This window comes from Sporosarcina sp. P37 (genome assembly GCF_002109365.1).
Taxonomy (GTDB): Bacteria; Bacillota; Bacilli; order Bacillales_A; family Planococcaceae; genus Sporosarcina.
Genome location: NZ_CP015349.1, coordinates 433,388 through 449,755 on the forward strand (window position 1 = coordinate 433,388; position 16,368 = coordinate 449,755).

The window sequence follows — 16,368 nt, forward strand, 5'->3', positions numbered from 1 at the left end:
ATTTTTTAATAAATACTTTGCAAAGCATTTGAGTGGAGCGCAGGGGAACGGACTTTATTTTTAGTTTTGTCCCAGCCTCTTTTTTTACATGGACAGATCTCCGAGCAAACGCTTTAATACAACCAGTGTCTCTTTACGCAATGCCTGCGCAACTTCAGCAGGCAACGCTTCTTTTTTATCGAATGAAGCAGTGCGTATACTGTTGGCCCAATGCGACAGATACTCTTTGACCTTTGTTTTATCCGCATCGGCTGTTAACAGACTGGTGCCATTTGCGCTCAGATAGTGATAAAAATTCCCGAGAGTGACAAATTGATAATATTCTTCGCTGCCGATTTCAACAGAAGTTCTTACCGCTTCTGATGTTACGACATCCATCAACGGCATTTTCTCTTTCTTCGCCTTCATTTTCACCAGCATATGAATCAGGAACTCTTCCACTGCCTGCACATAATCAGCAACAATATACGTGAACTTTTCACTGACCGGCTGAACAGATTGCGGCAAATTTTGAAGCTGGTTCTTCCATTTCATTTCAGCTCCGGTCAACAGCCTTCTCACTTCTCCAGATTCCAACAGTGTATTCAGTCGGGATCCGGCTTTTTCAAAACGTCTTTCCTCAGCATCCGTTAATACAGGTCCGTTCACGGGAAGCAGGGACGTAAAGGTTTCTTCCAGCAGAGTTTCACCTTGCTTCAAGTCCACTGGCTCTTGGTCATATTGTTCAGATTTACGCTGTACTGCCTCCACAGCAGCTGACAAATCGTCCATATAGAATTCCGCCAAACATTCATCCAGCTGCAGCAGCGCATCTGCAATCATAATTTCCCGGTATTCGATGCCTTCTTCAGGAAGCAGCGATAGTATCCGGTTCCGCAGTTTCATGCCTTCATTGCCCTTTTCCCAGCCAATCAATAAATTCAATGCGGGCTCTTTCGTATTTCCGTCTTCGGAAGTCAATGTTTTATCAGCCTTGTAAAAACAAATGATTGCGTTCAGCAAGGTTCTCAGCAGTGCGTCCTGTTCTTCAAAAGGCAGTTCAGAGAAATTCATTGTACAAATCTCTTCTATTTTGCATTCATGGAAGAAAAAGTTGAAATCCGCCTGAATAAAAGAATCCTCATTGATTTTTCCGCCGTGATCCTCCTCAATAACTTGTTTCATTCGCATTATGTATTCGGAGATCTGTGTTAATTGGGATACAACATCCCCTTTGTATTTCTCTATCCGGTATTTTACTGCCTGGATATCGCCGTGCAGAACATGTACTGCTTGGTAGTCATGAGCAGATTTCGAAAGACTGACTGCACTCATAACTGTAGGAATATCATTTAGGTCAAATAATTCATTAAACGTAATATAGAATTCCAGCCCGATTCGGTGCATGTCTTTATATTTCATCATATGGATCAGCCGCGCACAAAAACTGCGCTTTGCAGCAACATCAATCAGCGTATCATTATGCGCCACCTGCAGGAAGAAATCATATAAATTCATAATCGTATGTTTTGTGACGCTTTCGAGAATATCCGGGTCACGCGTCTTTTCCATCAATACACACAGTTCATTGAAATATCTTGCCAGCGTCTGCATATGATCTGCACGCGTATTGTGCAATGCAGCGCATAACGGATAGATCTTTTGATTGAATAGCTGCCAGGATTCAGCGATATGTCCTTCATTATTGAGGAAATAAAACCATAGATGGTACCGCCAGTCCCCTTTGGCTCTCGTATCCTGATCAAGCTCGAACGGATCAAAGTCTTCACCGTAAGCAAGCGACAGTAGTGTTTCATTATACTGGCTCGCCAGCGTGATCTCACTCTCATATAAATCCGACAGCTCCACAAATAGTGAATAGCGCTCATTATCCCTGCATTCATCAATCACTTTCGTGAATGACGGGTGATCGATTACATGACAAACGTCCAAATGGCGCCCTTTCAGGAGCCACTGTCGCATCATATAATCCATAAACTCCTCCGAATCAAGATACGCTCCAAAATGCCTGGCCGAAAATTCCTGATAAATATCCAAATTTATTCCCCCTCTGCACCTGACACAACGTTTAGTAGTACGTATAACAAACCTTATAGCATGCATCATAAAGTTTGAGCTCTTTCTATCATATCGCGATTTGACGTTTTTCTCTACCTGAAAATTCCTGTCAGAATGGATTGCCTGAAAATTACTTGAATATACAAAAAAAGAACGCAGATTTCTCAACGTTCTTCCTCATCCTATGACGTCCCAGGAGGGATTCGAACCCCCGGCCGATGCCTTAGAAGGGCATTGCTCTATCCAGCTGAGCTACTGAGACAATTGCTATTCTTCGATTTTAGGGATGCGGTCATTGGAAAATATCAAGTATCCTAAATGAATTAGTAAACTAAAAACAATGCAATTCTCAGGGGGATAATGAAATATGGGCCCGATCCTCTTCTACTATGCATAATTATAAATGAGGTATATCTCCAAGGATAAAAAATCCAATTATTCATTACCAACGAATAGCAATATGGCAAAAATACGTTTTTTTGATTAGGCTCTGTTAAACAATGTTGTTAATAAAGGATTACTAGAGATAAAAGGACCAACAGATCCTATTTCGCTAATCTGCTTCATCTAGTGTCTTTCTTAGTTAATGAAGATTGTTCAACAATCGCCCCGGTTAAGGAACAGGTGTTATTTTTTTAATGAACTTGTAGAATATATCAATTACGAAACGGGCAAGAGGGACAGTTACCGGAAGTAAAACAAAAGCATAAATTGTTCCCCACACCAATGTGCCTTCTACATTCATAGTCTCCATACTGCCTCTTATAAGCGTTTCTCCTATAATCGCACCAATTGTCCCACTATACAAAGTTATAAAAAATGCGCTTCCAATACCTATTCGCCATAGCTTCTTATTAGATAACTCACGATGTTTTTGAAAATACCCACCTAATATCCCAAACACAATTGCAAAAGGTATTGTGACTGATATATATAACCAGCTTTCTCCCCAAAATGATGTAATTCCACCTGACATTATTCCCGCAATCCGCTCAAACATCCAAGCCGTAACAGCAGATATAATCAAGCCAAAGAGAATCCCTATTAATTTGCCCATAAATGATTCACCTGCTTCGTTTATCTGAAATGGTTTCCATTTTAAAGCTAAAGCACCCGTTAACGGAATGGACTATCTAAAGCCATGTCCACTACCCTTGTGCAGAATCCCTTTTTTTAATTAATAAATCTGAGATCACAAAAGATATTGCGGGAACTAATGGCAACAAAATTATCCAATTTCTGAAGCCCAAATAAAGTAAAGGAGCAATAAAAGCGATAGCACTAAAAAATATAGTTAATCTGGACTTTCTCTTTATTCCGAGTAAAAGAAAGATAATAGACATGATAATTATTAATCCCAAGAAGATATTTATCAAAACATTCTCCCCTTTCGCCTCTAAATGTCCCGTTTATTGAATAAATCAACGTACTGCTATTGATACGTTCCTAATGACCAATAGGTTTCATCAATCAGAATACGTTTGTTATTTTATTCGAATATCAACAGAGTTATTTAACATAGCCTTTGATTAAACTACTGCTCTGCCTCAAATCCTTCCTCTCCAACAACTTATAAAACGTTCCTGTGCCAATCGACAACGTCTTACATATGTATTTTCTTGATATCATTCAAGCGGTTGTACGGCTTTCTCTGACTTCTTGCCGCCTATCGTAGCCTCCAATTTTCAATCCTTACATTTTCCTTTCTTTCAACAATCTCAAATGAGATGCTTTTCAGGGGATGATACCCTTATGCGGGTAATATTACTCATACCGCTATCTAATATTATATCCAGTAATCGTTAATTAGTTGTATCAATATATAACCGTCAACAATCCGAAAATACGTAATAATATAGACTGCCTGATAGTTGTATGATTGGTATATTCTGTAGGTTTAATTGGCTATTTAAATACATTACAATTAAATAGGCAATACTAACAGAATGCAACAGGAGGAAATTCATCATGAAAAAATTAACATTGCTAGGTATTACAGCAGGAGTTTTATCATTAGGGATTTTAACAGGCTGTGGCTCTATAGAAAAAGCAAAAGTAGCTGGATCAAAAGCTGACCAAGCTCAGGTGGATAAAAATGTTAAAGAGGAAGAAGCAGATAAACAAGAGGGGCTAGGACAAATTGGTGAATTTGGTAAAGTAACTGTTCTAGGGGAGGCCGCTCCTTTCGTACTGGAAGGAAATGAAAACATAGGTTATGAATTATCGGATGTGAAATTGGTTAAAATAGAAGACTATACAGAAGACGGTGAATGGGGAATCTTATGGGGGACTGGATTCGATAGTGCTGATCAGCTTCCCGATTCAGTATATGCAGTAATTGGAACAGAAAAGAAAACAAACAAAACAGATATGTCAATTGAGTTTAGCGGTATTAAAACATTGGCGTTAGGCAGTGAACAGATAGATGTCCTTTCAAAGGACATTGCGACTGAAGACGAAGACATCTCTGCTATGTTAGGCGGAGTTGAACTAGAAACTCAATTTGCAGTTATTGTAAAAGACCCTGACGCTACATCATTAAAACTTCTTCTATCGAGTGCATTTGACTCTGAAACATTTTCAAATGATTTATTGAAAGAGCAAGAAATCAACCTTACACTTACAAGCAAATAAACTTATCTGGAAGAGTATGAATTTATAAAGTTTCGCTTTTACATGTCCTCTTTCATTTCAACTTTAAAAAGGAGTGCTGAAAATATAGTGTCAGCACTCCTTTTTTTAATGCAACGCAACACATTTTCTATTTGTGATTCGAACGTCTTATACTTCACAGCAGGAATTGTATTTATTTCAACGTAAGTTCAAGATGCCGCCTCTTTTCGCTAAAATACCAACTTCTATGCAGTCTAAGCCACTAGCACAGTGATCTGTGGTCATTGTACATAGTAAATCCGTTTAAAACTATTAGCCTTTATATTTCGAAATAGGTACGATTAGCTCAACATGAATTGAAGATGCCCCGCCTTCACATCCTCTGGCATGAAATCTAACCACGAGCAGATAGAATCCACTGTAACCTCTTCTAAATGGTAGTCCCTGCACTCTTTGCAAAGTTATTCAGCGGCCTATCGTAATCCCGCATCGTACGAGGCGATAGTCATTTGGCTGATAATAGTTCCTAAAGCTCCCGATAAGAGCTTATAGTGAGCGGCAAGTGCCTTCTCCCCTTTACCATAGGCGGTAAGCTCTTTACATGACAGTGTGAAATCCATATCAAATAATCCTGTTTATCTCGTATACAAAAAAGGGATTCTTCATCAGTGACCGAAGCCCTGACCGAATCCCTAATTTGTTCCAAACCTTTTCATATAAAGAATTGGACCGTAATTCATTTACGTCCCAGGAGGGATTCGAACCCCCGACCGACTAAAATTTTATGTTAATAAACGTTATCTTTTAAGACAATTCAATAATACAGTTCTCGAACTTCGACCGTGTTAATTATAGTATATATAACTCTAATAAATACCACAAGATATAATGTAGATAAAATTACCTTATACATTACTTTTCAACGCTAATTAAACTGTTCAGGAACGTTCTGCATCATTGCAGTGAACTTGTCACCTATTGCCAGCCTGTTATTCAAGCCGTGTAGCTGAAGCTGGTGCATCATATCCCGTTCTATGTCGAAGACTTCTGAACAACCAGCACCGTATGCAGAAAGCTTCTGATTGTACACCAGTTTCATCCGTTTCATTTCTGAAGCAACTGCATTCATTTCATCAGCTTTTGCCTTCAAATATTCATCTTGCAAGTCGTGCATCTGATTCAGTAGGGAAAGGGATTCATCCCGTTTGTATCCCCTGATAGTATCCAGTTCATAGCCGATTTCTGAAACTGCATCTTCCAAAGGCTTCAGGTTTGCTTTCTCTGCGATTATTTTCGCTTCCTTCACCAGTCCCAGCTTATAACGCTGAAACAGTTCAGAATAACCGTCATACGCTTCATGGTAGGCAATAGATGCCGTGTCATATTCCCGTTCTTTGTCTGCAATAGTACGATTAAATCCCGATTCGATAGCCGACAATTCAGCCCGCAAATCATTCATTTTTTGAATGTTAATATTCATCTTTTTAGCTGGTACGGCTTCAGTTATTTCCCCACGGTTGAATAGTTTACTAATCAAATTTTTTAGTCGCTGCTTCATATGTTCCACCCCTTATTTTGAATAAAAAAAGATGGCTGATACCCGTGAAGATACCAGCCGCTTATTGTTTGCTTATTCGATTTCATTCAGTAATTTATAATCAAACTTACCAGCATATGCCCCGTTGAACTCGTCCACGCTAATTTCCGCACCTACTGTACTGTCATAGCTATTTGATAGGAATTGTTCAGGTTTGACCGCACTTGTATAGTTATAGGATTTCAGTCCAAGTTCAACCTCAAGGACACTCATCCAAACCCGATTATTTTGCACGGAAATAACTTCTTCACCGATTGAACGGACTGCCTTCAAATAGTCATGCTTTGCCTTCAGCATTGCTTTCTTTCTATCGGCAACAATTTGGCGTTCTTCTTTGCTGAAATCACCGATTAAAAGAGAATAGGCTTCACTGTAAACTTCAGAAAGTTCGCCTTTCATCAGTTCATCAATATCAGCGACTTTCTTTTCAGCTACATGAAGGATGGCTTTTTTATCGTCAAGTAATTTCTTTTCAGATTGGTAAGCATCAAGTGAAACAATATTCAGGACATAGTTTTTGTAAATATCCTGAAGATGCTTTTCACCTTCTTCAATAGCTTCAATGAGTTCAGCGACTTCATTTTCAGCATTTTCAAGTGCTACTGTAAATTGTTCTCTGATAGATTCAGTTTGTTGAAACAGTGATTCCATTTGTTGTACTGCTGTTTTTTTCGCCATTATAAAGATTCCCCTTTTCCATCAAGTCTTTTCGTCAAGTCCATAACGATTGCAGACAGTTTATTAATTGCTTCCGTTGCTTGTTCAGGTGACATTGCCTGTACTTCTTCAGGTGTTGTCCCTGCTTGTTGTGCCAGCTTTTCCTGTTCATTGATTGCATCGGCTTTCTGTTCAGCCAGTTCCCTTGCACGTGCCATTTCCTGAACACCTTGTAAAATATTTTGAATTGCATTCATTTCGTATCAGTCCCCCTTTAATCTTGATAATAAAGATGCTTTCTTTTCTTCGATAGTCCTGAAAGAAGATGCCTTTACTGCTTCTTCAGTAAGTCCTAAAGCATCCATGCGTTCACGTTTATCAGCTTCTACCACATAGGCAAAAGTATCAGTGAAAAGTTCAATCTCTTTCACACTTGGATTCTGTTTATCTGCAATCTGCATAATCTTCTTTTTGATTTTTTCATATGCTTCCCGTTCATCCGTGGGAATGACTGCATCCTGAATTTGTTGCAGATAGTCCTGAAAATGTTCATCTTCCATAAAGCCATACCATGTTTTTGTACTGATTCCATTTGACTTGCAGAATTCAGCAATGGTGAACCCGTCCATCATTCTTGATTTCACAAATTGCTTCGCCAGTGAAACGGCTTTATCTGATAGATGGGAAGGCACTGTAATAGCATTTATGAGTGCTTCCGCTTTGTTTTCATTGTTCATTCATCGTTTCCCCACTTTCTTGACACTGATTAAGGCTGTTTCGATTTCCTTATTTGCGAATCTGCCTTTTTTAATCGGATGGAACTTTTTAAAATTTTTAAGGATGTTATTTCTGTATAAGTCCGTCTGAAGAAGCTGGTTAGTGATTGTTACACATTGCGTTTCAGCGTTCTTTGCACCATTTGCAGAAATGAGTACATGCATATCTTCAATATCCGCCAACAAACGGGCTTTATATTTCATCATTTGGTGTCGTGCCGTTAGCAGATGCCCCTGCAAGTCCAAGTATTCGACTTTGTAATGGTAGGTGCTTTCCTTGACTGTCACCAGCATTTCAGCCAGCAGATTAAGAAGCTTTTCTTTCTTGTCTTTCATCTGTCTGTTTTGTATCACGGTTTGGATATATTGAATATCATTTTTCACTGAAGTTAGTTCTGCAATGCACATACCAGCCAGCCCCTTTGATTTTATTTCTTGTTTGAAGCAATTACGCCTTGTAAAAAGTCAAGTTCGTCCTGTCCGATTCCCGCAGATTCAAACGCCTGCTTCAATTTCCGTTCTGTTTTAGGTGATACGGAAAGAGTGCCGAGTTCATAGCGTGATACGGCGTTTTGACTTTGCCCAATTAGTTCAGCCAGTTCTTTCTGTGACAGACCGCTGAAGTGCCGTGCTATTCTAATTAGCATTAGACTCATTTTTTCACCCCGCTTTGTTTGGTTTTAAAATACAACTAAATTACAAAGAAAAAGGGACGTGAAAGAATCACGTCCCAAGCTATTTCAATCATACATATGCACTCGTTTTCCACGGTTTAGATGCCAGTCAATATACAGTGGTAGAATTAAAAAAGCAGCCCACCCAAAGGCTTAACTAAACGGTCATGCCATGTTCCGTCTATATATAGGGTCAACCACGGGGCAGATTGTAAGACAAAAATATGAAAATATTTTTTAATTCCAATATTTAAAGGGTTTTCGCTGAATGAAGAAGTATATTAATTTTAGTTGGGAAGTTGTCGGCTGATTGGTTATGCCTACCTAACCAGCAACAATGAAACCATATGATTATTTTTAAAAGGTTGGAGGAACTACAAGAAAAAAATTAAAAATTATGTTCAATTTTGGAAGAAAAATCTTTGGAGGGTGCTAGAGTTGAATAAAGACCAAAAGAATATAATCGAAAGATTAAAAGAACACGAAGGTTGCACGATGCAATTTTCTATAGATACCAGTCAAGTTCATATTGCTTTGGCAAATTACATAATGAATGCAAAAGTAACATTCGAAGAATTTAAAGAAACAGAATTGAGTAAAACACAATATAGAATTGACGTTCAAGACGAATATGAAGAAATCGGAGACTTGACATCCTATTCATCATTTTTAATATCGAAAAACACAACATTTAAAGAAGAATCACTTTACGAAGGTGACGCAGAAATTGATAAGTTTAGTATTAGATTCGAGAATGGAACGGTTATTTATGTTGACGTGTATGATGAAGGTGACGAAATTGATAGTAAGGTGCTTGAAGGTAAAAATGTTAGTGAAGAAAGTGACGAAGGAATGATTGGGCTGTTATTGGAGGCATTGAAGAAAATACAAGGTAAAAACGTCAAAGTCAATATTGGGTGTAATTCAATTTCGACGGAAGTAATTCTCGGCGAAGTGAATGATATTAATGTTAGTCGTCGTGTCCTTAGTAATAACGAGGTCTATGAAGTTGTTGTTACTGGTTCGCAAAATGATATCACATTAGGAATAGATGAACTTAATCACTTTTCGTATAAAGACGATGATAACCTATTAGAAGAATTGTTATTTTGCTGTTACTTTGAAGACGGTATGGAATTGTTTTTTATTGAAATATAACTATTTCTAATGTTGGCTGTACCCTTTGATGTTGTTAGGTAGGTGAACGGGTGCAAGGAAAGCTGGAAGGTCAAAATTTGTGCTTGTATTTATAAAACGCTAACTCCCACGGCTTGACAGCCCCGTCCCCCGTTGGGGTGGGGTTCAGGCTTTCATCAACTTTCTTGAATATTAATCTTCAGCTTCAGCTTCATTCACCATCATCGTGAACAAACTTTCTTTTCTTATATCAATCTTTCTTCTGTCTATCATCAATATCATCAGAACTTTATACAACGCTTCAAACTGCCTTTAAAAGCTGTTGGGTGGGATGGTAACCTTAATATTCAGCCGTGCTTTAACCGTCACCAGCGTTAGTCCTGAAGCCCCTGCTTGCCATTGAATACGTGCCTATGTAATGATTCATTCACTCGTTCAACATCCTGTATGGTGGCATAAAGTACCCCCTTTTTAACCCCCCTGCCTTTAAAAAATAGCCCTGAATAAACGCCTTCCCCCATAAAAGAACGTACCTGTTAAAAGTGATACCCCCCTTTCAAATAGCCCCACCTTTATAAGTACCTCCCTTAAAAATGATACCCCTATTAAAAGACCTATCCCTTTTTTTAGATGCCCCTATTTCAGAACACCCCACCCGTTAGAAGTTCAGTGTATGGTTTTGATAAAACCGTACACTCATTTCGCTGATTCTATTGATTTCCTGTAAAGATGGATGTATTCTTATTTTAGGTTAAAAAACCGTACACTCAAAACATTGATTTTATTGAATTGATAGGGGAACTGAAATGACAACAACACATATTGAAGATGTTCAGCCATTAAAGACAAGGGAAGCCATTGCAGACATGAAATGGTCTTTGCGTAAATGGTGTGGGGAACGTGATTACATAATGTTCATCATTGGAATTAATTCGGGGTTACGTATCAGTGACCTTCTGAAACTGAAGACTGAAGACCTGAAGGGGAAAAAATCAATTAAGATTCAGGAAAAGAAGACTAAAAAGCCCCGTACTATTCACCTTGATTCTATCTATGATGAAATACAGTCCTACATTGCAGACAATCCTTCTGAATGGATGTTTCCAAGTAGACAAGGGACGAAGCCTATAAGCCCCACACAAGCATACAGACAGCTTGTAAAGGCTGGTGAAATGGTAGATATAGATTCCATGGGAACGCACACAATGAGAAAAACGTTTGGATTTTGGCACTATAAACAACACGGGAACATTGCCATGCTTCAGGGAATCTTGAATCACTCCAGCAGTCAAATAACATTGCGATACATTGGAATTACTGAAGAAGAAGAACGGGAAAGCATAATTGCACTAAATCTGTAAGGGAATGGGCTTTGCCTGTTCTCTTTCTTTATGTTCAGGTCTGCACACAAGCCCCCTTATTGCGTTCTGTTTGTTTTCCCATAATAAGTTACAACCTGAACAGTTAGAAAGCCAGCCGGGACAAGGGAAACAGTTTAATGATTGCCTGCGAAACGTTCCGTGAAGCATTTTCGTTTCGATGCACAGGCTTCATTCCATGTACTTTTCAGCACCATTCCCCACCAGTAATTCTCAGACTATTGTTCACAATCCAGACACATATATAGGTCGCAACAACTTTTTAACCAGGTTCAGACCGTACTTGTATAAATAATTTACATCCCTATCCTTGTAATACGTGTGTATACGGGCGTTTACAGTGGTACACGTTAAAGTATTTGAATTCAGTTCCAGCATCATCACAAAGTACATAACCGTTTCAAAACAGCTTATTTACTTTTTAAAGCCCGTCAAGTCAACGTTTGTAGCAATTTCCCTTAAAAGAAGTATATTAAAAACCGGTTGAAATAGCGTAACAAAGAAAAGGTCAAAAGCTTGCTTACGCCTTGTCGTTCGTACCTCACTCCAAGCATTCAAAAGAAAAACCAACAAAGAATCTGAAAAAGGAACTCTGAACAATCCACCTTTCAGAATATCAATCAATCTTTTTCTCTTATGTGTGGAAGTGCTTTTCTTCCACTTGCGAAGCAACAATAACGGTCTGTTTCAGTGTGATTCCTTGTTGATGGGTTAAAGATACTTTTTAATCCAAAGGGGAAATACACAATGCAGATTAATCCAAACAACTCAAATATTAATGTAGTAGATTCCATAATGGGTAGCGGTAAAACATCATGGTCAATTCAATATATGAATGAATCTGACAGTGAAAAGAATTTCATTTACATCACACCGTTCCTATCTGAAGTTAAACGGGTGAAAGAATCGGTGACCAGCAGAAACTTTGTTGAACCCACGCATAAAGGAAAGGGAAAACTTGACAACCTGAAGAAATTGATTATTGAAGAACGGGATATAGTTTCCACCCACGCCCTTTTTCGGAATGCTGGTGAAGAAAGTAAGCCCGTAATATAAAAAAACGTACCTATTTGGTACGTCATCACAAATAGCCCGATTGCTTCCTGTTTTTGAAGCAGCGGGCTGTTATTTTTTACATTCCAGTTGGATTTGTGGCGACCACGGCAGATAGTCATCCAGTCGTGAAGGATTCTGGCCGAATTCCAGATTCGGAAGTTCCGAAAAGACCTTTTTCAAATACATATAGAAATCAATCCCATGTAATTTGGCGGTCTCTGCTAGGCTGAGACAGATGGCGTTCGCTTTCGCGCCCGCTTCGCTGACAGAGAATAGCCAATTTTTTCGACCGATCACGTTCGGACGGATAGCGTTTTCTGCCGGATTGTTATCGATTTCCAGACGACCATCTGTTAAGAATAGCTGAAGCTCTTTTTTCCGCTTCAACGTATAGTCTGCGGCTGTTGCCAGCGCATTCGTTCCGTAAAAAGGACTCTCTTCTATCCATGCGAAGAATTTTTTCACGATCGGCTTGGAATACTTTTTCCGCATCCGTCGGCGTTTCCCTGGCCGTAGTTGGCGAAACTCTCGTTCTAACGCATATAGTTGGTTACAGAAATCCACGCCGATTTGTCCATTCTTGGAGTTGGCTTTCAGCCAATACCTACGGACGTGCGCCCAACAGTTGGCGAATTGTATATCCGGCAGATTACCGTAAGCAGAATATCCGTCACAAATGACGGTTCCCCGAAATCCTTGGATGAAAGATTCCAAAACGGCACGAGAACGCGACAGGGAACTATGGAACAGCACCATGACAGGACCTTGGCAAGGAATCGTTTTGCACACCCAATTATAAGCCTTGCTTTGAGCCGGTTTACCGTCTGTGCGAAAGAGTACCTGAGCTGAGGTTTCATCCACATGCAGGACGTTCCGACAAGTCAACAGTTCTTTCATTCGCTCGTAGAGAGGAGCTAACCAGTCTTCGGTTGCACGGATGACCCAGTTAGACAAATTTTTGTCATTAGCTTTGAGCCCATGACGTGCCCATTCCTTTACCTGTCGGTAAAGGGGAAGATATTGCATGAACTTCTGGTAAATGACGTGGGCCAAGACACTCGGTCCAGCGACGCTTCTTTGAATGGCGGGCTGCGGGGCCTTTCCTCTGACAATCATGGAGGAAGTGTTCGAATCTGTCTTGCAGTGTGTACATTCGTAGGTATGTTCTACGTGCTGAATACGTTTCAGGCTAGCTGGGATGAATTCTGCCTCTTCCCGAACGACTTGACCCTCACCCATCTCTGTCAATGGATGCAGGCAGCAGTTGCATTCCTGTAACCGAGCACTATAATTCATTCATAAAGATACGTTTCTTTTCAAATTCTTTCGGCATCCCCTCTATACTCTTCCGAGATAATGTGCTAAATTTTTTGCATATTAGATAGGAGGGGGTTTTTTTATGATTGTTTTGTATAATTTTGGAATTGGATTGAAAGAGTATGAAGAGCGGGGATTGCTCAATGAATTTCCCTTATTTACACATTGTCCTAACTGCCAATGTCATGCGCCTGGAAATCTACATCGCCACGGTTTTTATTGGCGTAATGGAGTCACAGAGAAGCACGTAGTGAGACGAATTCCGATCTGCCGTCTCAGGTGTCAACGGTGCAGGATGACCATCTCCGTCTTACCCGACTTCCTGATTCCCTATTTTCAATACACCCTGCGGGCAGTACTTTTGCGAGTAGTAGAAATTCTAGAAAAGAAGATAAAAAGTGAGGGTCGCCAACTACTCCGCTTTCATCTGAATCGATATCTTCGACAGGTCAAGTGGGTGCATAGCTATTTTGTCGAGCAAGGGGAAGTCCGGGGGCTTTCAAACGATAAAAGAAAAGAGGCCACAAAATACATGAAAAGGATCCTCGATTTTGGCGAATCCTCCTTCTTGCGAAGGAGCCAGGGTCACTTATCAAGATATTTTATGGCAAATTAATTCTACCACAAATTCGACGGAAATCTACATATTCTAGATACCACATAACCTTTTCATAGCCATGAAATGCAGGTGAAAGTAGAATAGTATTCATGGATGACCGGTCGTCCTTCTACTAAAAGGAGGAAGATTCCATGAACGAAAAAACACGAGATGAAGTGGCCTTGTTTCGCTATGGGCTGATTGCCCCGCTTGTCAACCAGCAGGTGGAAGCAAAGAGTTATCTGCAAAGAATTGAAGAGAAAGTACATACCATTCCCTACTATGGAGAACGGAGAATTGCCGCAAAGACCGTACAGGAATGGCTGCGCCACTACCGGAGGGATGGCTTTGACGCATTGAAACCCAAAAAGCGTGCAGACAGAGGGATCTCACGCAGACTTTCAGCAGACGAACAAGATCATCTACTGGAAAAGCGAAAAAAATCTCTCCATATGCCAGTCAGCGTCTTCTACGAACAACTGATTGAACAGGGAGAGATCAACAAAAATGAAGTTTCTTATTCCACTATAAACCGATTAGTGAAAAAACACAACTTGACAGGGAAACATCGTGTCTCTATGAAAGAAAGAAAGCGATTTGCGCACGATCAAGTCAATGTATTATGGCAAGCTGATTTATCGCATGGTCCCTATCTTTCCGCCCAAGGAAAAAGCAGGAAGACGTTTCTGATTGCCTATATAGACGACTGTTCCAGGCTGGTGCCCTACGGGCAGTTTTTCACCTCGGAGAAGTTTGACGGGCTACGTGTCGTTACAAAGGAAGCGTTGATTCGGCGTGGTAAACCTGCCATTATCTATGCGGATAATGGAAAGATCTATCGATCGGAGACCCTCCAGTATGCCTGTGCACAACTTGGAATCACTCTCGCTCATACGCAGCCATACGATCCTCAAAGCAAGGGGAAAATTGAACGGTTTTTCAAGACGGTGCAGACTCGGTTCTATCCTCTTTTACAGTCTGACCCTGTAGAGACAGTGGACGAACTGAACATCCGCTTTTGGCACTGGTTGGAAACGGATTACCATCGTCGTGTCCATGCTTCATTGGATGGTCGTACACCGCATGAAGTTTTTCAATCGCAACTCGATCAGGTCGTGTTTTTGGAAGACCCTGAGATATTGGATCCTGTGTTTATGAAACGGGAGCAACGAAAAGTAAAAGTGGATAGTACCATTACGCTGGATAAGAAGCTCTATGAAGTTCCACAGCGTTTCATTGGGCAGTCGATTGATCTGCGGTTGGATGGCAAGGGTGTCTATATTTATGAAGAGGACCAGCGAGTAGGCGAAGCGATACCCGTCCATCTTCATGATAATGCGCATGTGAAGCGGTCACGATCTCCTTTTCAACCGACTCTAGAGGAGAAGGAGGATACACGTCATGTATAAATCCTTCTATTCATTGGCACGTGTGCCTTTCTCTAAAGATCTGACATCTACCGAAGCCTTTCCCTCTTCTGATTATCAAGGAGCGCTAGGCGCCCTTCAGTATTTACAAAAGACCAAAGGCATGGGACTGATTATTGGGGAGCCAGGGGTAGGGAAAACGTTTACCTTACGGTCTTTCAAGGAATCACTGAATCCTTCTCTGTATCATGTCGTCTATTTTCCTTTATCAACAGGCGGAGTGATGGATTTTTACCGCGGACTCGTCTACGGGCTGGGTGAGGAACCGAAGTTTCGGAAAGTGGATCTCTTTCGGCAAATCCAGCAAGGGATTGAGCGGATGGCGCACGAACGAAAAGTCACGCCGGTCTTTATTCTGGATGAAATGCATATGGCCAAGGACGCGTTTCTGCAAGATATTGCCCTCTTATTTAATTTTCAGATGGATTCACAAACGCCGTTCATCTTGGTTTTGGCCGGGTTACCGCACTTGAAAACCCGATTACAATTACAGCATAATCGTCCGCTCTCTCAGCGGCTCATCATGAAATATGAGATTCATTCCCTTCCGAAGGAAGAGGTCAAGCAGTACATCCATCACCACTTGACGGCAGCGGGTGCCCACCTGCCCATTTTTAATGAGAACGCGTTAGAAGCCATCGCTTTACATTCTCAGGGATGGCCTAGAGCTATCAATACGTTGACCATTAACAGCTTATTGTTCGGATCGCGATTACAAAAGGAACAGATTACGGAGGAAGAGGTACGGCTGGCCATTGAGGATGGTGGGTTTTCATGAAACGAGGTATTTTATTGTTTCACCAAGAGAGCGAAGAATGGAATATTTGGGTCGGTCACACGTGTTATTGGGTGTTCCCAGGTTGCCACCTCGACCTGAAGATCGACCAACAGTATCTTCCAGCTGTGCTCATGAAAGACGCGGAGTGGATTATCGCCCTCCTTGGTGTGGAATTTCATCTTCGTGAAGAACAAATCTATAAAGTTCGTGTGCAAGCATGCGATTATGTATCCGTCACTGAGGCCCCTTTTTGAGGGGCTTTTTTTAAGGAGTCTGCTGGATTATCATGAAAAGTTTTTTG

General features: G+C 40.6%; 17 protein-coding genes and 1 tRNA gene. 8 read left to right on the forward strand and 10 right to left on the reverse strand.

Annotated elements, in window-relative coordinates; genetic code table 11:
- Positions 1 to 84 precede the first annotated feature (84 nt).
- The 3 genes from SporoP37_RS02385 to SporoP37_RS02395 all read right to left on the reverse strand — a co-directional run bounded on the left by SporoP37_RS02385 (position 85) and on the right by SporoP37_RS02395 (position 3,115).
- A complete protein-coding gene (locus SporoP37_RS02385) occupies positions 85 to 2,037 on the reverse strand; it encodes a hypothetical protein (RefSeq protein WP_085430154.1) in 1,953 nt (650 codons plus the stop codon).
- A 209-nt stretch (positions 2,038 to 2,246) separates the two neighbouring features.
- Positions 2,247 to 2,320: transfer RNA gene (locus SporoP37_RS02390), tRNA-Arg, on the reverse strand.
- Between the two features lie 351 nt (positions 2,321 to 2,671).
- On the reverse strand, positions 2,672 to 3,115 hold the full coding sequence (locus SporoP37_RS02395; protein ID WP_081242160.1) for a hypothetical protein: 444 nt from the start codon (positions 3,113 to 3,115) through the stop codon (positions 2,672 to 2,674).
- Positions 3,116 to 4,026: 911 nt separating this feature from the next.
- Here SporoP37_RS02395 and SporoP37_RS02405 point away from each other — a divergent pair.
- Complete coding sequence (locus SporoP37_RS02405; RefSeq protein WP_081242163.1) at positions 4,027 to 4,692, forward strand: hypothetical protein; 666 nt, start codon at positions 4,027 to 4,029, stop codon at positions 4,690 to 4,692.
- A gap of 904 nt (positions 4,693 to 5,596) precedes the next feature.
- Here the strand turns inward: SporoP37_RS02405 and SporoP37_RS02410 are convergent.
- The 6 genes from SporoP37_RS02410 to SporoP37_RS02435 all read right to left on the reverse strand — a co-directional run bounded on the left by SporoP37_RS02410 (position 5,597) and on the right by SporoP37_RS02435 (position 8,357).
- Positions 5,597 to 6,229 (reverse strand): hypothetical protein, encoded by a 633-nt coding sequence (locus tag SporoP37_RS02410; RefSeq protein WP_085430156.1) that lies wholly within the window; start codon positions 6,227 to 6,229, stop codon positions 5,597 to 5,599.
- 72 nt (positions 6,230 to 6,301) lie between these two features.
- Positions 6,302 to 6,946 carry a hypothetical protein gene (locus tag SporoP37_RS02415; protein ID WP_085430157.1) on the reverse strand — a complete coding sequence of 215 codons (645 nt, stop codon included), beginning with the start codon at positions 6,944 to 6,946 and terminating at the stop codon, positions 6,302 to 6,304.
- A complete protein-coding gene (locus SporoP37_RS02420; protein ID WP_085430158.1) occupies positions 6,946 to 7,182 on the reverse strand; it encodes a hypothetical protein in 237 nt (78 codons plus the stop codon). The genes SporoP37_RS02415 and SporoP37_RS02420 overlap by 1 nt, the downstream gene beginning before the upstream one ends.
- 6 nt (positions 7,183 to 7,188) lie before the next feature.
- Positions 7,189 to 7,662: a phBC6A51 family helix-turn-helix protein gene (locus SporoP37_RS02425; protein ID WP_085430159.1), complete on the reverse strand. Its 474-nt coding sequence runs from the start codon at positions 7,660 to 7,662 to the stop codon at positions 7,189 to 7,191.
- Positions 7,663 to 8,085: a hypothetical protein gene (locus SporoP37_RS02430; RefSeq protein ID WP_157118609.1), complete on the reverse strand. Its 423-nt coding sequence runs from the start codon at positions 8,083 to 8,085 to the stop codon at positions 7,663 to 7,665.
- Between the two features lie 44 nt (positions 8,086 to 8,129).
- Complete coding sequence (locus tag SporoP37_RS02435) at positions 8,130 to 8,357, reverse strand: helix-turn-helix domain-containing protein (protein WP_085430161.1); 228 nt, start codon at positions 8,355 to 8,357, stop codon at positions 8,130 to 8,132.
- Positions 8,358 to 8,813: 456 nt separating this feature from the next.
- Here SporoP37_RS02435 and SporoP37_RS02440 point away from each other — a divergent pair, with 456 nt between their 5' ends.
- From SporoP37_RS02440 to SporoP37_RS02455, 3 genes are all read left to right on the forward strand, one after another.
- Positions 8,814 to 9,533, forward strand: coding sequence for a hypothetical protein (locus tag SporoP37_RS02440; protein WP_085430162.1), 720 nt, complete (start codon positions 8,814 to 8,816; stop codon positions 9,531 to 9,533).
- 785 nt (positions 9,534 to 10,318) lie between these two features.
- Complete coding sequence (locus SporoP37_RS02445; RefSeq protein ID WP_085430163.1) at positions 10,319 to 10,873, forward strand: tyrosine-type recombinase/integrase; 555 nt, start codon at positions 10,319 to 10,321, stop codon at positions 10,871 to 10,873.
- A 765-nt stretch (positions 10,874 to 11,638) separates the two neighbouring features.
- The gene (locus SporoP37_RS02455; RefSeq protein WP_085430165.1) at positions 11,639 to 11,947 is read left to right on the forward strand and encodes a hypothetical protein; all 309 of its coding nucleotides are present in this window, start codon (positions 11,639 to 11,641) and stop codon (positions 11,945 to 11,947) included.
- Positions 11,948 to 12,016: 69 nt separating this feature from the next.
- On the opposite strand, the gene tnpC is transcribed toward SporoP37_RS02455, so the two are convergent.
- Positions 12,017 to 13,243, reverse strand: a complete 1,227-nt coding sequence (gene tnpC, locus SporoP37_RS02460; RefSeq protein WP_085430166.1) for an IS66 family transposase — start codon at positions 13,241 to 13,243, stop codon at positions 12,017 to 12,019.
- Positions 13,244 to 13,346: 103 nt separating this feature from the next.
- Here tnpC and SporoP37_RS17730 point away from each other — a divergent pair, with 103 nt between their 5' ends.
- From SporoP37_RS17730 to SporoP37_RS02480, 4 genes are all read left to right on the forward strand, one after another.
- Complete coding sequence (locus tag SporoP37_RS17730) at positions 13,347 to 13,880, forward strand: DUF6431 domain-containing protein (protein WP_085430167.1); 534 nt, start codon at positions 13,347 to 13,349, stop codon at positions 13,878 to 13,880.
- Positions 13,881 to 14,014: 134 nt separating this feature from the next.
- A complete protein-coding gene (locus SporoP37_RS02470; RefSeq protein WP_085430168.1) occupies positions 14,015 to 15,271 on the forward strand; it encodes a DDE-type integrase/transposase/recombinase in 1,257 nt (418 codons plus the stop codon).
- Positions 15,264 to 16,067: an ExeA family protein gene (locus SporoP37_RS02475; protein WP_085430169.1), complete on the forward strand. Its 804-nt coding sequence runs from the start codon at positions 15,264 to 15,266 to the stop codon at positions 16,065 to 16,067. The genes SporoP37_RS02470 and SporoP37_RS02475 overlap by 8 nt, the downstream gene beginning before the upstream one ends.
- Positions 16,064 to 16,321, forward strand: a complete 258-nt coding sequence (locus tag SporoP37_RS02480) for a hypothetical protein (RefSeq protein ID WP_085430170.1) — start codon at positions 16,064 to 16,066, stop codon at positions 16,319 to 16,321. The genes SporoP37_RS02475 and SporoP37_RS02480 overlap by 4 nt, the downstream gene beginning before the upstream one ends.
- Positions 16,322 to 16,368 lie beyond the last annotated feature (47 nt).

Coding starts and splice junctions, on each gene's coding strand:
- SporoP37_RS02395 (WP_081242160.1), bottom strand. CDS start 3,115: ATGGGCAAATTAATAGGGATTCTCTTTGGCTTGATTATATCTGCTGTT.
- SporoP37_RS02405 (WP_081242163.1), top strand. CDS start 4,027: ATGAAAAAATTAACATTGCTAGGTATTACAGCAGGAGTTTTATCATTA.
- SporoP37_RS02410 (WP_085430156.1), bottom strand. CDS start 6,229: ATGAAGCAGCGACTAAAAAATTTGATTAGTAAACTATTCAACCGTGGG.
- SporoP37_RS02415 (WP_085430157.1), bottom strand. CDS start 6,946: ATGGCGAAAAAAACAGCAGTACAACAAATGGAATCACTGTTTCAACAA.
- SporoP37_RS02420 (WP_085430158.1), bottom strand. CDS start 7,182: ATGAATGCAATTCAAAATATTTTACAAGGTGTTCAGGAAATGGCACGT.
- SporoP37_RS02425 (WP_085430159.1), bottom strand. CDS start 7,662: ATGAACAATGAAAACAAAGCGGAAGCACTCATAAATGCTATTACAGTG.
- SporoP37_RS02435 (WP_085430161.1), bottom strand. CDS start 8,357: ATGAGTCTAATGCTAATTAGAATAGCACGGCACTTCAGCGGTCTGTCA.
- SporoP37_RS02445 (WP_085430163.1), top strand. CDS start 10,319: ATGACAACAACACATATTGAAGATGTTCAGCCATTAAAGACAAGGGAA.
- SporoP37_RS02455 (WP_085430165.1), top strand. CDS start 11,639: ATGCAGATTAATCCAAACAACTCAAATATTAATGTAGTAGATTCCATA.
- tnpC (WP_085430166.1), bottom strand. CDS start 13,243: ATGAATTATAGTGCTCGGTTACAGGAATGCAACTGCTGCCTGCATCCA.
- SporoP37_RS17730 (WP_085430167.1), top strand. CDS start 13,347: ATGATTGTTTTGTATAATTTTGGAATTGGATTGAAAGAGTATGAAGAG.
- SporoP37_RS02470 (WP_085430168.1), top strand. CDS start 14,015: ATGAACGAAAAAACACGAGATGAAGTGGCCTTGTTTCGCTATGGGCTG.
- SporoP37_RS02475 (WP_085430169.1), top strand. CDS start 15,264: ATGTATAAATCCTTCTATTCATTGGCACGTGTGCCTTTCTCTAAAGAT.
- SporoP37_RS02480 (WP_085430170.1), top strand. CDS start 16,064: ATGAAACGAGGTATTTTATTGTTTCACCAAGAGAGCGAAGAATGGAAT.